The 15,707-nt window shown below is 34.9% G+C and carries 15 protein-coding genes and 1 pseudogene; 4 read left to right on the top strand and 12 right to left on the bottom strand.

What is annotated here, in order from left to right; translation table 11 throughout:
• Positions 1-2: 2 nt before the first annotated feature.
• Positions 3-2,594: a leucine-rich repeat domain-containing protein gene (locus LA754_RS02745; protein WP_457923709.1), complete on the bottom strand. Its 2,592-nt coding sequence runs from the start codon at positions 2,592-2,594 to the stop codon at positions 3-5.
• Positions 2,595-2,983: 389 nt separating this feature from the next.
• Here LA754_RS02745 and wmk (LA754_RS02740) point away from each other — a divergent pair.
• From wmk (LA754_RS02740) to wmk (LA754_RS02725), 4 genes and pseudogenes are all read left to right on the top strand, one after another.
• A pseudogene (gene wmk / locus LA754_RS02740) lies at positions 2,984-3,906 on the top strand (WO male-killing family protein Wmk).
• Between the two features lie 171 nt (positions 3,907-4,077).
• On the top strand, positions 4,078-4,746 hold the full coding sequence (locus tag LA754_RS02735) for a JAB domain-containing protein (protein WP_341810163.1): 669 nt from the start codon (positions 4,078-4,080) through the stop codon (positions 4,744-4,746).
• A 351-nt stretch (positions 4,747-5,097) separates the two neighbouring features.
• Entirely contained in the window at positions 5,098-6,297 is a 1,200-nt protein-coding gene (locus tag LA754_RS02730) for a hypothetical protein (protein WP_457923735.1), read from the top strand.
• 170 nt (positions 6,298-6,467) lie between these two features.
• Complete coding sequence (wmk, locus tag LA754_RS02725; RefSeq protein WP_457923708.1) at positions 6,468-7,424, top strand: WO male-killing family protein Wmk; 957 nt, start codon at positions 6,468-6,470, stop codon at positions 7,422-7,424.
• A gap of 46 nt (positions 7,425-7,470) precedes the next feature.
• Here wmk (LA754_RS02725) and LA754_RS02720 read toward each other — a convergent pair whose 3' ends face one another.
• The 11 genes from LA754_RS02720 to LA754_RS02670 form a co-directional block, all read right to left on the bottom strand.
• The gene (locus LA754_RS02720; protein ID WP_457923707.1) at positions 7,471-8,088 is read right to left on the bottom strand and encodes a hypothetical protein; all 618 of its coding nucleotides are present in this window, start codon (positions 8,086-8,088) and stop codon (positions 7,471-7,473) included.
• Between the two features lie 11 nt (positions 8,089-8,099).
• On the bottom strand, positions 8,100-9,014 hold the full coding sequence (locus tag LA754_RS02715) for a patatin-like phospholipase family protein (protein WP_457923706.1): 915 nt from the start codon (positions 9,012-9,014) through the stop codon (positions 8,100-8,102).
• Between the two features lie 8 nt (positions 9,015-9,022).
• A complete protein-coding gene (locus tag LA754_RS02710; RefSeq protein ID WP_006015629.1) occupies positions 9,023-9,238 on the bottom strand; it encodes a hypothetical protein in 216 nt (71 codons plus the stop codon).
• Between the two features lie 67 nt (positions 9,239-9,305).
• Positions 9,306-9,851: an ankyrin repeat domain-containing protein gene (locus tag LA754_RS02705; RefSeq protein WP_214303457.1), complete on the bottom strand. Its 546-nt coding sequence runs from the start codon at positions 9,849-9,851 to the stop codon at positions 9,306-9,308.
• A 58-nt stretch (positions 9,852-9,909) separates the two neighbouring features.
• Positions 9,910-10,875: a phage late control D family protein gene (locus LA754_RS02700; RefSeq protein WP_457923705.1), complete on the bottom strand. Its 966-nt coding sequence runs from the start codon at positions 10,873-10,875 to the stop codon at positions 9,910-9,912.
• Positions 10,872-11,081 carry a tail protein X gene (locus tag LA754_RS02695; protein WP_407075197.1) on the bottom strand — a complete coding sequence of 70 codons (210 nt, stop codon included), beginning with the start codon at positions 11,079-11,081 and terminating at the stop codon, positions 10,872-10,874. The genes LA754_RS02700 and LA754_RS02695 overlap by 4 nt, the downstream gene beginning before the upstream one ends.
• A complete protein-coding gene (locus tag LA754_RS02690) occupies positions 11,078-11,425 on the bottom strand; it encodes a phage tail protein (protein WP_265030267.1) in 348 nt (115 codons plus the stop codon). Before LA754_RS02690 ends, LA754_RS02695 begins: the two co-directional genes overlap by 4 nt.
• Positions 11,425-13,716, bottom strand: coding sequence for a phage tail tape measure protein (locus tag LA754_RS02685; RefSeq protein WP_457923704.1), 2,292 nt, complete (start codon positions 13,714-13,716; stop codon positions 11,425-11,427). Before LA754_RS02685 ends, LA754_RS02690 begins: the two co-directional genes overlap by 1 nt.
• Before the next feature lie 109 nt (positions 13,717-13,825).
• Entirely contained in the window at positions 13,826-14,083 is a 258-nt protein-coding gene (locus tag LA754_RS02680; RefSeq protein WP_264731856.1) for a phage tail assembly protein, read from the bottom strand.
• Positions 14,084-14,214: 131 nt separating this feature from the next.
• Entirely contained in the window at positions 14,215-15,102 is an 888-nt protein-coding gene (locus tag LA754_RS02675) for an Rpn family recombination-promoting nuclease/putative transposase (RefSeq protein WP_457923703.1), read from the bottom strand.
• 95 nt (positions 15,103-15,197) lie between these two features.
• Positions 15,198-15,704 (bottom strand): phage major tail tube protein, encoded by a 507-nt coding sequence (locus tag LA754_RS02670; protein WP_457923702.1) that lies wholly within the window; start codon positions 15,702-15,704, stop codon positions 15,198-15,200.
• Between the last annotated feature and the right edge of the window lie 3 nt (positions 15,705-15,707).

Below are 15,707 nucleotides of genomic sequence, written 5' to 3'. Positions count from 1 at the left end.
CCTTACAACTTTGACCTAGGTCTCTTAAAGACGGGAGTGCATTCAGAATGAGATAGGTTGTTACCAGGCACCATATCTAGGCAATCCGAATCAGCTCTTTTTCTTTTTAAAACAAAACCTGAATCGAGAAATGAAAGACCACGTGAAAGCGAATCTTGTAAAGCACCTTGAGCAATATTACTATATGCTAACTCAGTGGAAGAGAGACTTCTAAGACTAGAGCTAGATACAGCCCATTCTTTAGCTTCGTTGCTAATATTGTTATTGCTTAAATCAAGCTTAGCAAGGTTTACAAGCTTACCTTCACCTAAAGCCTTCATACCTCTAGAGGTAATATCATTACTTGCTAAGGCAAGGAAAGTGAGGCTTATAAGCTTACCTTGAGCCAAAGCTCTTATACCTGTATCTTTAATATCATTATTGCTTAAATCAAGAGAAGTAAGATTAACAAGCTTACCTTCAGCTAAAGCTTGTACACCTCTAGCGCCAATACCGTTATTGCTTAAATCAAGAGAAGTAAGATTAACAAGCTTACCTTCAGCTAAAGCTTGTACACCTCTAGTGCCAATACCGTTATTGCTTAAATCAAGGGAAGTAAGATTAACAAACTTACCTTGAGCCAAAGCTTGTACACCTGCACCTTTAATATCATTATTGCTTAAATCAAGAGAAGTAAGATTAACAAGCTTACCTTCAGCTAAAGCTTTTGCACCTCTAGTGACAATACTGTTATTGCTTAAATTAAGAGAAGTAAGATTAACAATCTTACTTTGGGCCAAAGCTTGTACACCTGTATTTTTAATATTATTACCGCTTAAATCAAGGGAAGTAAGATTAACAAATTTACCTTTAGCTAAAGCTTTTGCACCTTTATCATCAATATCGTTATCCATTAAAATAAGTGACCTAAGAGCTACAAGCTTACCTTCAGCTAAAGCCTGCACACCTTCGTTTCCGATATAGTTATTACTTAAATCAAGGGAAGTAAGGCTTGTGAATTTAGCTTGAGCTAAAGCCTTTGTACCTTCAACACCAAAACCGTTATCTTTTGAAACAAGGGAAGTAAGACTTGTAAATTCAGCTTGAGCTAAAGCCTTCGCACCTTCAGCATTAACACCGTTATTGCTTAAATTAAGGGAAGTAAGATTAACAAACTTACCTTTAGCTAAAGCTTGTATACCTTTAATGCCAATACTGTTATTGCTTAAATTAAGGGAAGTAAGATTAACAAACTTACCTTTAGCTAAAGCTTGTATACCTTTAATGCCAATATTGTTACCGTTTAAATTAAGGGAAGTAAGGTTTGTAAATTTAGCTTTAGCTGAGGCTTCTGCACCTTTATCACCAATACTGTTATTGCTTAAATCAAGGGAAGTAAGATTAACAAGCTTACTTTTGGCCAAAGCTTGTACACCTGTATTTTTAATATTATTATCGCTTAAATCAAGGGAAGTAAGATTAACAAATTCACCTTTAGCTAAAGCTTTTGCACCTTCATCACCAATATCGTTACCACTTAAATCAAGGGAAGTAAGGTTTGTAAATTTAGCTTGGGCTAAAGCTTCTGCACCTTCATTACCAATATTATTATCGCTTAAATCAAGGGAAGTAAGATTAACAAATTCACCTTTAGCCAAAGCTTTTGCACCTTCATCACCAATATAGTTACCACTTAAATCAAGGGAAGTAAGGTTTGTAAATTTAGCTTGGGCTAAAGCTTCTGCACCTTCATTACCAATATGATTATTACCTAAATCGAGCTCAGCAAGGTTTGCAAGCTTACCTTCAGCCAAAGCTTTTGCACCTTTATCACGAATATCGTTATCACCCAAATCAAGCTTAGCAAGGTTCGTAAGCCTACCTTCAGCTAAAGCCTCTGCATCTTCTTGACTAATCCTGCTCACCCGCAAGACAAGTTCAGCAAGGTTCGTAAGCCTACCTTCAGCTAAAGCCTGCACACCTAGCCTACCAATAACATTACAGCTTAAATCAAGCTTAGTAAGCTTACTAAGCTTACTTCTAGCTAAAACCATCACACCTTTCTGACAAATGCCATTACCCCTTAAATCAAGCTCAGTGAGGTTTGCAAGCTTACCTTCAGCCAAAGCTTTTGCACCTGCATCACCAATAGTATTATAGCTTAAATCAAGCTTAGTAAGCCCACTAAGCCTACCTTCAGCTAAAGCTTCTGCACCTCTAGCGCTAATATTGTTGCTACTTAAATCAAGGGAAGTGAGACTTATAAGATCACCTTCAGCCAAAATCTTTACACCTAGCTGAGAAATCAAGGAACTTCCTAACCCAAGCAACTTGAGCCCACTAAGCCTACCTTCAGCTAAAGCTTTCGCACCATCATCGCCAACAAAATTGCCAGTCAAGTTAAGCGTAGCAAGGTTTGTAAGCTTACTGTCAGCCAAAGCCTCTACACCCCTATCATCGATAATATTACCAGTTAAATCAAACGATTTGAGGGTTTTTAAGCCAGAACGAACCAGAGTCTTTACACATTGCGTACTGATGCTACATGACTTTAAGGAAAGGTCAGTAATCGATCGTTCGGCTTCCAAGAAGCCCACTAAATCATCTATATCCACAGCGCGCTCATCTAATATAAGCGCACTACCAACAAGGTAATCCCTAAAGTCCATTGTCTTCAATCCATAATAATTAGCCTTAGCCTACTAACAAATTCAGTAATCTTCAACACTTTTTTAACAAGCTGTATCAATCAACAAAATTCGCCTTCATTTTGCAACCGCTAATTCTGGGTAGCTCTGTTGCATAGTGTATGGTCCCAGAGTGTGATGGAGGGAACTCAGCATAAATAAGTCATGAGACTTTGTCCATTAAGAATGTAATAAATTCACAAGAAGTAAGAACCTTAAGAGGTTAGAGTCTTTTAGCGCAATTATATGCCATAACAAAGGGACAAGGTTCCCAACTAAGTATACGTAACAGTTTTTCTGATTATGAAGTATAAGATGTGAGAAAAGAGAATAAATACTCTAATTTTTTAGATTACAAAGTAATAGGACAGGAAGTAAGAAATCGTAAAGGGATATACTCAAAAAGATTTAGCAAAAAAAATCGGAACAACATATCAGGTAATACTGCAATATGAAAAAGGAACACGCAGAATTTCAATTAAGAAGTTATATGAATTAGCAGAAGCATTATCAACAACTGCTAGAGATCTAGCTTGCGGACAAGAAGTATCAAATGAGGAAAGGTATGAGGAAGAAGAGATATTAAATCTAGTAAGAAGACATAAAGAGATTAAGGACCAAGAATTACGTGAAACGTTTTATTTATTAACTAAATTTATCCGTATTAGTGAGGAAAAAAGTGGAAAGGCAGTAAAAATAGAAGTGGAAAAGGGTTTAGTTAAGGAAGGAGTTTCTGCTCATGTTATCTCTCGAACAACCAATTTATCTGTTGATGAATATGATAATGATGAGAAAAAAATTTCCATTCCGTATAAAGTAGGTCAAAGAATAAAAGAATGGAGGTTGAGAAGAGGATACACTCAGGAAGATTTAGCAAGTAAAGTGGGCATAATAAATCAAAGAATATATGAATATGAACAAGGACGAGCTGCTGTTGCACTTGAAATATTAGATGAAATAGCAAAGAATTAATATTACAGACCTACTTCCAGAAACAACAGAAAATGAGAATAGTGAAGTGGAACTATCAAGGTTAATAGAAGAATACAAAAAGATTAAAAGCCAAGAACTACGTCATGTACTAATAAAATCTCTGTTTGAAAGCATACAAATTTGTGAGGAGAAAATTAGAGAAGAAGAAAGAATCAAAATTGCAAAGAACTTAGTTAAAAAAGGAATTTCTACCGATATTATTTTGCAAATAACAGGCCTCTCTTTAGGCGAAATTCAACAAGTTTAAAATAAAAAAATCACCATATATTAATATCTTCACCTATTCATGAAAAAATAAGTAAAAAAGATTGAAAAATTGATTTGACTTCACTCGGAAGCTATGGCTTTATGCCAAGACTGCTAAAAAAGTAGCAGTAAACAATTAAAAACAATTTGTTATTAACGAGGAGTATATTTTATGAATAATAGTGAAAAACTTACAGAAGAAATAGAGAGAGTACTACAAAGCGGAGGAGGAAGTGCTCTATTTGATCGCGAAATAGTGGCAGTGCTTCTAGGAGCAGTTCATGACAGAAAGCAAGCACAAGATGTGACTAAAACTTTAATGGATAATTGCCCAGGAATAGGAGAAATTTTAGGGCGAGAAATCGATGACCTGAAAATGATAGACGGAATGACTGAACATGCAGCCGCAGCAATTGAATGTGTTAAAGAAGCTTACAAGAGGGCACTAAGAGAAGGGTTAAAGAGAGGCCCTGTAATGGATAGCCAAGAAAAGCTCATAGAATATGTAAGGGTAAGTATAGGCTTTTCAGCAAAAGAAGCTGTCCAGATAATATATTTGGATACACAGTACCGTTTGATAAGAGACGAAGTGTATTTTGGTACAATAGATGAGGTGCACCTATCTGAAAGGAAAGTGGTAAAAAAGGCATTATCAATGGAGGCAGCATCGATAATATTAGCTCACAACCATCCAGGAGGGAGTTTAGAACCATCAGAAGATGATAAAGTTATGACTAGAGAATTAGTGTCAGCATGTCAAGGGGTGGGAATTGAGCTAGAGGATCACATTATTGTGACGGACAAAGGATATTGCAGCTTTAAGGAAAGAGAGCTGTTATAAAGATGGATGCCAAATTTTTCAGGTTTGGGAAGTTTGGCTACCACTGCTAGTGGAAACAATACGAAATATGAATATAAGTGCTTTAAGAAAAGCGTATTTCTATAGCTGAGATTTGGAAAAAGACATAACAAAAGTTGTAAAACATACAAGATCTTTATATAATTTGCATGTTAAGTTATAATAAACGAATAAAAGCCCAAAAAGCTCTATTCTTTTGTTATAATAGTTGCAAATCATACAAGATATTTCTAATATTTGTATATTAAGTTAATAGTAAAGCAATAAATTGCGCTATAGACTTAGATAATATGCTTAATATAGGAGGCTTATATGGCTAGTAAAAAAATTACAATGGTTGGAAAAGACCCAAATAAAAAGAATCGTAAGTTCAATATTAACCGCAAGTTATTGGGCAAAATATTTAGTGCTCTTGAGGGCATTGATATACAACAGTCCAACCTTGTGAGCAAAATTAATAACCGGAATCCTGAAAGTACAATGCCTTCCCCTAGTAGAGATGGTCGCGAAAACCAAATAAACTTCGAAGAAGGACTTGATCGTGTTTATGGCACAAAACCAGCAAGTAATCAAGAAGATTATCCAGAGGGGTTAAATCCATTTGCTTCAGGCCTGCAAAAAATAAAGCTAAGTGCAAGGGAAAGTAAAGGATTGAGCCGGTTAAAAAGTGCAATTGTAACAGCAAAAAATCCAAGTGAGCTGAACAAAGTTGTAGATGAGGCAATAGCTGCTGGAATGAGGATGAATGGGTGTGATGAGGGAGGCCGGAGCTTTGCTGAGTATGTAATACTGGGTATGCATTTTCACAAGTTCAAAAAAGGTGATCAGAAAAAGATAATGAGTAAATTAATACTAAGAGGAGCAGAGTTTCATGACAATCTGTTGCAGAATAAACTGTTAGGTGAAATTTATAAAGAACTGCAACCGGAAGTTCAGCCACAGATAGATAAGCGGCTTAAAGAACTAAGGAAAGTCGGTGAAAGTGCTGTTCAAAGAGGGGCCGTAATAGACGTGGAAATGGACAACAAAACATTTTTTATGGAATTCTCTGAGGATAGTAAAATAGAGGTTGCCAAAGTACTAGAAGGCACAAGAAATTTAGGTCTAGACAAATGGTTAGGAAGTAACATTATAAAAATGGGCGGTAGTGAAGTTGAGGTCAAAAGCGAGAAAGGAGGTAAGAGAGACTATACCGATGTATCAGACAACAGTGCCGTTGAGATAGCATTTCCAACAAGCATTGGTAGCCTAAGGGTTGTAGTATACCATAGCGCAGAAAATGACCATCAAGTACAGGTAAGAGTAGCAGATATAGAAATGTGGGCTGAACTACAAAAAAGAGGCGAAGTAATAGGAAAAGGGTGCCTCTTTGGGGGAATGACAGTCAAAGAAGCGGTAGAAAAAGGAAGTTTCCCTAGGGATGGCAAGTGGAGTAAAGAAAAGGTTACAGAAGAAATAAAGGCGGTTAGTGAAACACTATCGTGGGTGGATAGGACATGTGGAGGTAGCCAAGAAGCATTTAGAAAACGTTAAACAAAGGACTTCCTTCTCAAATTGGACTGCGTAAAAGCTTTATATAAATCGCAGTCCAAGCCGAGCTCTTCCAATAAACATAAGCTAAATTTAATCTTTTGACAAAGTAGGTTATAGCAAAAAGCCTATTAACAGGGTATACATGTTTATTTCCGTAAAACCGTTGCAGCATGGCAAATATCTCTATAAGATACAAAATAGCGCAGAAAGTAAGAAGCTGGAGGTTAAAAAGAAAATATACCATAAAAGACTTAGCAGACAAAACAGGTATAAACTATCATACGCTGCGAAGATATGAACTAGGTGTATGTGGCATTCCAGATAAAGAGTTACAAACAATAGCAGAGGCATTATCAGTTAGTTTGAGTGATCTACTTACTAGACAAAAAGTACTCAAAGAAAATCGTTGTTGTGATAAGACTCAATGGATGTTCAATTTCATAGAAAAAACAAGGGGACGCAAGGCAATCTACGCATTAACCAAATCTATCCGAGCTGAGGAAGAAAGTGCTATAAAAGTAGCAAGAATAAGAATGGCAAGGAATATGCTAAAGGCAGGATTTGCTAATGATGTAATCTACCGAGCAACAGGCTTATCAGTTGATGAATATGAAAATAAAGAAGAAAAAAGTTCTAAGCGTTCCAACAAAAGGGATGGAATGAAAAAGTGGAGGATAATACGTGGATATACTCAAGAGGAATTAGCAAAAGAGCTTGGTATAGGAGGCCCACAGATACATTACTATGAACAAGGAAGCACCATGTTTGGTGAGAGGTTATGGGAAATAGCAAGAAAATTATCAGTGAATGCTGAAGATCTGGTAACGGAAGAAAACTGTTGTGAAGACGAAGATACAGATAGTGAAGGAGAAAAAGAGCTATTAAGCTGGGCGAGAGAGTTAAAAAAAATTAACACTCAAGAATCACAAGATGAACTGGATATATGGGTAGAATTTTTATTGCAAAGAAAGCGAATTTACAAAGAAAAGATTGATAAAATAGAGGAAATCAAAGTAGCAAATAATCTACTTATACTAGGTGTTTCTGCTGATGCTATTTCTTCAATAACTAGCTTGACTGTTGAGGAAATTGCGCAACTTACGCTCCCAACGGAATTAAAACTATGATAATTTATATAATATATTATGATATAGATGAAGATAGTTAATCTATTTAAGATTTCTCTGAAGTTTTGCTTGCGGCTTTTTCTTTTACCGGTTCAACCGATACATCTTGAATTTCTTCTTTCGGACCTTCTAATTCAGCTACAGTTGACTCTTCTTTAGATTCTGCTGCTAATTTGCGTTGTTTGATAAATTTCTTCAGCGTCTTTACAGCTATAAAATTGATACTGAAAACACATGCAGAAGTTATGGCTAATGCTGGAAAAGGGGCCAAATTAAACATCGGCAAAATTGCCACAATCGTGCCAGAAGTCAGTAAAAATGCTAACTTCTTGCTCCCGATTGTCTTGTTTTTCTTAACCTTTATCGGGTTTAATTTTTTTATTTTCCCTTTTAGCTTTTTGAAGCCTTTTTTGAACGTATTGCCCTTTTTTAGCTCTTTTTCTACGGGTTTTATTTTAAAGCTTTTTATTTTTTCTTTTATTCCTTTCTTGACATTTTCTGCTTTAGAGGTTTTCTCCATCATCTTTAGAGGTTGCTCATGTAGCGGTTTTGGCTTATCGTTTGAAATTTTAACTTCTTGATTTTTAGTATGTTTTTTGCACGAAACTATATTTTTTAAACCTTTCTTTGCTTTGTGGTATAATCTTTTTAGTTTGCTTGGCATTTTTATGTAAATTAAGATACGATACCGCAAAATTTATCAATTACTTTTTGATTTTCCTCTATCATTGCATTTGCCTCTTGCTGAAGAGATTTAATATTTTTGAGTGTAATATTGTCCATCTCAGTCGATGCTACTTTCAATTGCGATTGTATTCTTATATATTTATCGTCTATTACTTGTTCTAGTTGATAATCAACGCAATCCAATCCAGAGGCAAACATCACATTCAGTAGTGGCTTGATCCACCCTATTTTGCCAAATTTCCTTGAGTTAGCATACTTTATACTTCTATCTGTTCCACCAGTGCCTATTGATAGCAGTATAATCTCATCATTTGGAAATAACCTCTTACCACTTGCATATGCACAAGCCGCTGGATTATTTGCAAACACTCCACCATCTATCAATACTCTCTCTGTTTGGCTAATTTTCAGACGTTTTGGTGTGAAGTACGTTGGAGCAGCTGTTGTAGCTCTGAGTGCATCTTTCAACTTAATGTTTTTTTCTTTCCAACTTTTGAAGAAAAATTCACAACTATTGTGAATGTCATAACTGGCAAGTAGTAGATTACTCGCAACATCGGCCATAGTACTTTCACCAAAGTATTTGTTGAGAATAAATTCCATATTTCTATATGAGTACTGAGAACCACTCAGCCAAGAAGCAATTGATTTTCTCCAAAATGATGATTGAAAGATATATGCTCCATACTCTTGATAAAGTTCAACCAAATCATTGGCAGAGTATTGAAGTTTATTGCTTTTACAAAGTCCAGCAACAATAATCCCACCGGTTGAGGTTCCTGCCATTAAATCAAAAATCTGGGAAATTGGCTTTTTTGTCCTAGATTCAATTTCTGCTAGAATAATGGCAGGTATTATCCCTCTAATGCCACCTCCATCAACGGATAAAATGTATTTTACCACTGTGAAATTTATTTGTGTTTTTGCTCAAGCTCATTAACTTCTTCAATGAGGTTTTTTACCCGCTCCTCAAGGCGATAAACTGTTTCCATTAGTTCGTGATTTCGTTCTATAAATTGATCATGAATTTGTACTTTTAAATCAAGCTTAGCGAGCCACCAAATTGTTGCTATGGTCTGTATTACTATCGTTACTATTACTGTGATTGGGATTTTTTGCTTTTTCATGTGAAGATATTAACTTGTTATGGATAGTTTTAGAAGTTTATATACAGATTATAGAAAACTTACAGCTTTAGTGATTTCTTTCTATTGATTTGTATCGATCCTCTGCTTCTGCAAGTAGCTTTATTATTTCTCTGTAAGGTTTATCTTTGTTGTGCCTTGATGCCATTACAGCTATTCTTCTAGGGCTTTTTCCATTGCTATCCTTTATGTTAGGATTCGCTCCTTTTTCTAATAGAAACTCAACGATTTCTAAATAGCCTTGATCTGCAGCAGAATGTAGCGCTGTCCATTTAAATTTATTAGTAGCATTAATATCAATACCATCTTCTACTAAAAACCTTACGATTTCTAAACATCCTTCTCCTGCAACATAACGTAATGATTTTTCACCAATACTTATATTATCTTTTATCAAGGATTTCACAGTTTCTAAGTCACAGTTCTTAGCTGCGATTTCTAATGTGGCGCTGTAACTCTCATCTCCTTTTTTAAACAAGGAAAAATATATAACCACAATACACACCGTTAGCACTATAAGAAAAATTAATCCATCAAATTCTCCTTGACGTATAATTGAATTTTTATGAAAAAGCCTTCTTACATTTCTGCTCATGTAGTACTGCAATAATTATACCCATCTAGAATTAAATAATCATTTGCTTAAGTTTCACTTAAACAGCTTTGCTCACTGTTGCCTCTACTATAGTTTGATATCCCCTATTATTGAGAATATGTTCTGCCTTGCTAATTATCCATTCACCTTCAATTTCCTGACAAAATCCTGAAAGGCTGATCTTAGCTTCTGCAAATAATTCTGGATTACCAGGAACAGTTACATTTAAGTTTGATGTACTACGTTTTAATTGTCTTAACTTAGCTGCTGCTGCACTAATTGCTGATTCTGCAGTAGAGTAAAGCGTTTGCAGAGTATAACTTGGACCCTCATTTCCCACTTTCTCTTCTATAGTTTCTCCCTTTTCATAACTGTGCCATTTTGCAATAACAGATCCATATTTGTTACGCACATTAAAATTTACCTCCCAATTTATAATATCTTTAGGTGTTAATACTGTTGTACCTAACATCTTTCCAGTTGCTGATCTTGCTTCTCCCTTTGGAATAAAAATTATATATCCTCCTGCTGGTTTTACTAGTGCATCATATTTTTTGCCTAACCCTTCCAAAAAACTCATGTCGCTTTCATCTGCTTGAATGATATGTGGTATAAATATATTTTCAAATCTTTCAGCGACTTTACTTTCATACCCATGCTTTTGTGCTATTTCTTTAATTAAATCTCCTAAGGTAATGTCCTTCCGTTCCTTTGATTTTCTTTCCTTTAATGATCCTCTTAAACTTGCAGCATCACATTTTATTCTTAAAGTTTGTGGTGGACTTTGTATTGTAATTTGATTTGCCTTATATACCCCCATAGGTAATAAACCTGTTTCTTTATATCCGAGAAAAATTTGTAAATTACCCTTAAGTTCTAAAGCGCTAGAGCTATAACTAATATGTATCTCAGCTTCGTCACTTGTAGTACCGGATCCATCAGTAACACGTAATAATATTAAACTCTTTTTTAAAACCTCTGTTACTGGGTTATTTTTTGCTACTATATTAAAGTCTGGTGTCATTCATCTAAAATATTTATAATAGATTCTTTCGGTATTTTTTGAATTTTAGGAAGCTTAATTCTTAATCCAGCGGGCAAAAAGCTTGCGTATTCTGCAAGTCCTGGATTTTCAAGCAATACTTCCTCCACTGCTCCACTACTGTATCCATAATGTTTCCAGCAAATGTAATCCAACATTTCGTTTTCTTTAGTGTAATAATAAATCACTTGCTGTAACTTTTTAACTTCAAAATAAACTCAACTTTTCTTGGTTTTCCATCAGGAAAAAATAATATCTGTTTTTCTTCTACATTAGTAATGACAAAATTCCCAAGTACATTTCCTGAATTATCAACCAGAACGTGTGGTTCTTTAGTATCACGTATATTTTTTAGCTGTTCTAAGCCATTACTCTGATAACGTGGATAAATTACTCCTGTCAAATCAATACATTCAATTCCTGAGCCAATGTTTTGTAGCGACGTTTTTTCAATACATTCAATTGTATACCACCTTTCTTCTTTAATGTATCTTAGGCTTGTTAGTTCAAGCTTACATTTCCCAAGCAACATTAATGCAACTCTTCAACTATATCAAAAAGTGCTCCACGTGCTTGTTCTCTAAACCTTTCTATTACTGCATCAGCAACACTGCGCACATCTTCAGACTTAATGTTGATATTAAACGTTTGATAGAATGCTTGGTTATATACTTTCGATTCCCTATTTTCATATCTACTTTTCTTGAATGCTTTCTCAACTTCTTCTTGTTCTATAGCTCTTTTTTCTTCTATAACACTTTTAATTTTAAAATTCTCAAAATTGCTTTTGCTATTTTCTGAAAATTGTTTAATAGCACTATTATTTGTCAATGAGGTTCCGTTACTGAAAATGCTATTTTTAGAAAGCTCATTAACAACATTTCCATTATTTTCAAATTTTCTAATCGGACTATTCTCAGCAAATATACTACTTACTGTATTTCCCATCCATGAAAAAGCTTCTCCTATAGGTTTAATGAGTGATTTCCAAAAGCTAGAGAAAAAGTCTTTCACTTTTTGCCAATTAGTGATAACAAGAGCTGCACCAGTGACAAGACTTGCTATTAAAAGTCCAATTGGGTTACTCATTACAGCAAGTGTTATTGCTCTTAGCCCTGTTATTACTGCAGGAAAAACTGTAGCTGATAAAAATGAAAATACTCCAAGTAGGTTTGCTTTCAGACCAAAAATCGTACTTCCTAGCAATGTAAATCCGTATCCTAGTCCTACTGCTGCAATTTTTAAACTTATCAAAGCTGCTAAAGTACTCATGATTGCCGTAGTTAAAGTTGGATGTTTTTCTGCAAAAGAAGCTATACGCTCTGTTATTGTTTTCAAACTTCCAGCTACATAATTTAAAGTAGGTAACATTACTGACCCTAGATTCATTCCAGCTTCAAATACTGCATTTTTAAGTAATTGTAATTTATTAGCTGTAGTATTTGCCCGATTGTTAAATTCGTCCTGCATTGAAGCGTTATATTTTTCTTTATCAGCTAAATGTTCAATAGCTTTCTTGTAAATGTCTAAGCTTCCTACTAAAAGAGCAATGTCATCTTGAAACCCAGCACCAAATAGATTCATAAGAATACCGGCACGCTCTTGATCATCTATTTCTTTTAAAGTTTCAAGGAATTGTAATATTGCCTCTTGAGGATTTTTTTTAATGGTTTGTTCAAGCTCTTCTATACTTGTTCCCATCTCATCTAATGCATCATGAAATTCAGGACTTTGCTCTCTTGCAGTCTGTAGTTTACTAAGAAAGTTATTTATAGCAGTTGCTGCTTTTTCAGGTTGTTTACCTAAGCTTATGAACGCACTTGCTAAGCTACTTGCTTGATCAATTTCTAAACCAAACTGTTTAGCATTACCACCAATTCTATTTAATGTAAGAACCATTTCTTGTGCTTTAGCAGCGGTATTATCTGAGAGATGGTTTATTATGTTACCTACATTTTCCATACCATCAACTTTAATTCCATAGACGTTGGATATTTTCGCAATAGCATTACCAGCTTCTTCTGCCGACATATCAAACGCTGTGGTCATTTTAGCAACTACTGTTGTAAACTTCATAAGATCATTTTTGTCAATACCAAGCTGACCACCACTTGCAGCTATTTGTGCTAATTCTGCAGCTGACAAGGGTATCTCCCGAGATAATTTCTTTAACTCTTTAGCAAACTTTAATGCTTCATCTTTAGTGTCATTTTGCACAAATTTTACTACTTTTTTTACATCAGCCATGGCCGATTCAAAATCAATTGCAACTTTAACTGGAGCTGCAAGCATTAGCCCTAGTCCAATAGTCTCTATAATTTGTGACTTAAAATGTGCTTTACTTGCTAAAAAACTTTGGTGACTACGTATTGCAGACCCAAGCTTACCATACTTACCTTTTAGCGCTTCAATAGATGAGCCAAGTTTATATTGATCACTTACTAAAGACTTAATGTTTCTTCCACTTTTCCTTACTTCTTCATTGAGTGAATGCAAAGCATCTCTCTTTTTTAAGTATGCTTCTTTTGCTTTTGTTGCGGAGGTTTTGGCCTTGTCAAACTCTGCTTTTAAAGTTTTGCTCGGTTTCTCTATTGCCTTCATTTGTTTAGCTAAAGATTTTACTTGATCTTCAAAGCCTTTCCATGACCTCTTGCTAGTCAAAACATCATGACCTAACTGCTTAAACTTTGATACTGATTTTAAAGATGAGTCAAGCTTTCTTATATTCTCACCAAGATGAGTAAGTTGACTGCTACTTCCTTTTATTACAGTACTGAAACTGCCATCTAGGACTGCTCCAATTTTTATAGATAACGTTGACATTGTACCTTCCTCGCTGCTTCATTCCATAGGATAAATTCATTAATTTCCATTTCAAGTATTTGCTCAACCCCGCCCCCTACAACAGAGCTGAACATTAATACTTCTGACCTCAAGTCCTTTGAATAACTGGTGAAAAAAAATCCTTTAATACCTCTTGCACTTTCACATAATCAGCAATATCTAATTCTTCAATCGCTTCTTTTGCAACTGATGTCAGATTGGCAGTCAAAGTTACTTCTTTACTAAGGTCACTACCATTTAAGCGTTCAATTGCAAGATAATCTCTAACTTTTGGACGTCTAACGGTAAGTTCTGAGACAGAAATTCCATCAACTGTTATTGGGTTATTAAGTGTTATAGCTTGCATACTTCTCCTGAAAAAGTTAATTAAATAAAAGTCTATATTGGCTTTTACATAACTAATTTTTTACTATAGTTTTTGTGTTTGATTAACGATCCTTTATACTAAATTTCTCAATATAAAGATGATAGTAGGGGTTATTTTTCCTCAACTTGAATTAATTCTTGAACTTCATCGACAGAAAGACCTGTACACTTGACAATAGTGCTAATATCAACATTATTAGTCAACATCGCCCTTGCAACTTCAATCTTTCCTTCAATCTTTCCTTCAATCTTTCCTTCTTTTTTGGCATCATCAAGTTTTTGAGCAAGAACAGCTTGTTCATCACGAATACGCTTGACCTCTTGTTCGTAGGCTATAAATTCTTTTTCTGACCAGTTGAACCTATTTAGCTCTTCATAAGCTTTTTTGATTATTACGTCATTTCCTATTATCCTTTCCAGCTCTTCTTCACCTGTTTCGTCAGCGTGCTTAAAAAAATATACCCACTTCTCAACTATATTTGAAAGCTGATCTTCTTTAGTTTTGGAAAATTTAGGCAATTCAATAAATACAAAGTAAAAATCTTTTAGATCATGTTCATTAGTATCTTCATCGCGAATAGTGTGCTTTGATTTATACTCAGACTTATCAGGAAACAGTATACAATCTGCTATAGCAATAAAAATAATTTCCCTAAGATCATGGTATTGATCACCCTTGTCAGCTTGTCTTGAATAGGCTTTAGCAGCATAGTACTGAGCTCGTTTTTCAAAGCCTTTGGTTTTAGCGACCTGCATCTCAATTATCCATTGTACTCCTGTTGAATCTCTACATAGCACATCAACAATACTTTGTTTTTTAGATGCAATATCAGGATCTTGAATAGTACTTAAAAACTCTATATCCTGTATTGCATTTTTGCCAGTAAAGCTCAAAATATCATTTAGAAAGTGAATGAGGATATCTTTATTCTTTTCAGTACCAAAGATACGGCGAAATGCTATATCATTTTTAGGGTCGAGAAATTTAGATAAAGCCATAGCAAAAATTCCTAAAAACCGTTAATAATTGTACAGTATTATTAGTAATTTTTCAATAAAAAAGTGGTTGTATGAAAAAGCATCCATCTATTCCATTAAATCCCTAGAATCGTTTGCAGCAAGGCCATTTGATCAACACCATTTATCTTTCTAATCATATTTTCAGCATCGATTTCTATCAATTCATTGCCACCTATAGTAAGTTTGTAGTAATGGGCAGCTACAGTGCATTTAAGAGTGGCTTTTTCAGCAGGTTTCCAGCTACCAAAATCAAATTCTTTGAATATTCCCCTGAGATTGATTACTACAGCTTCAATATCGTTACTACCACTCCCTTGCATTCCACCTCTGAGTGTCAAAGCTACTGAATTCCCATCTATCAAACCGAAAAGCCTAAATAGTTCTGAATCATACTCTGCAAAAGTAAAATCAGCTTCAAGCTTTTCCATGCCCATATCAATGCTAATTGGTATGTCCATACCCCCTGCACGGTATTCTTCTGTTTTGATAGTGAGCTTCGGCAAGGTTATTTCATCTATTTTTCCTGCATAACCACGACCATCAACGAATACGTTAAAATTTCTCAGTATTTTCGGTAACACTTT

Source organism: Wolbachia endosymbiont of Muscidifurax uniraptor, assembly GCF_054149795.1.
This window is presented reverse-complemented; position numbering and strand designations above follow the sequence as displayed.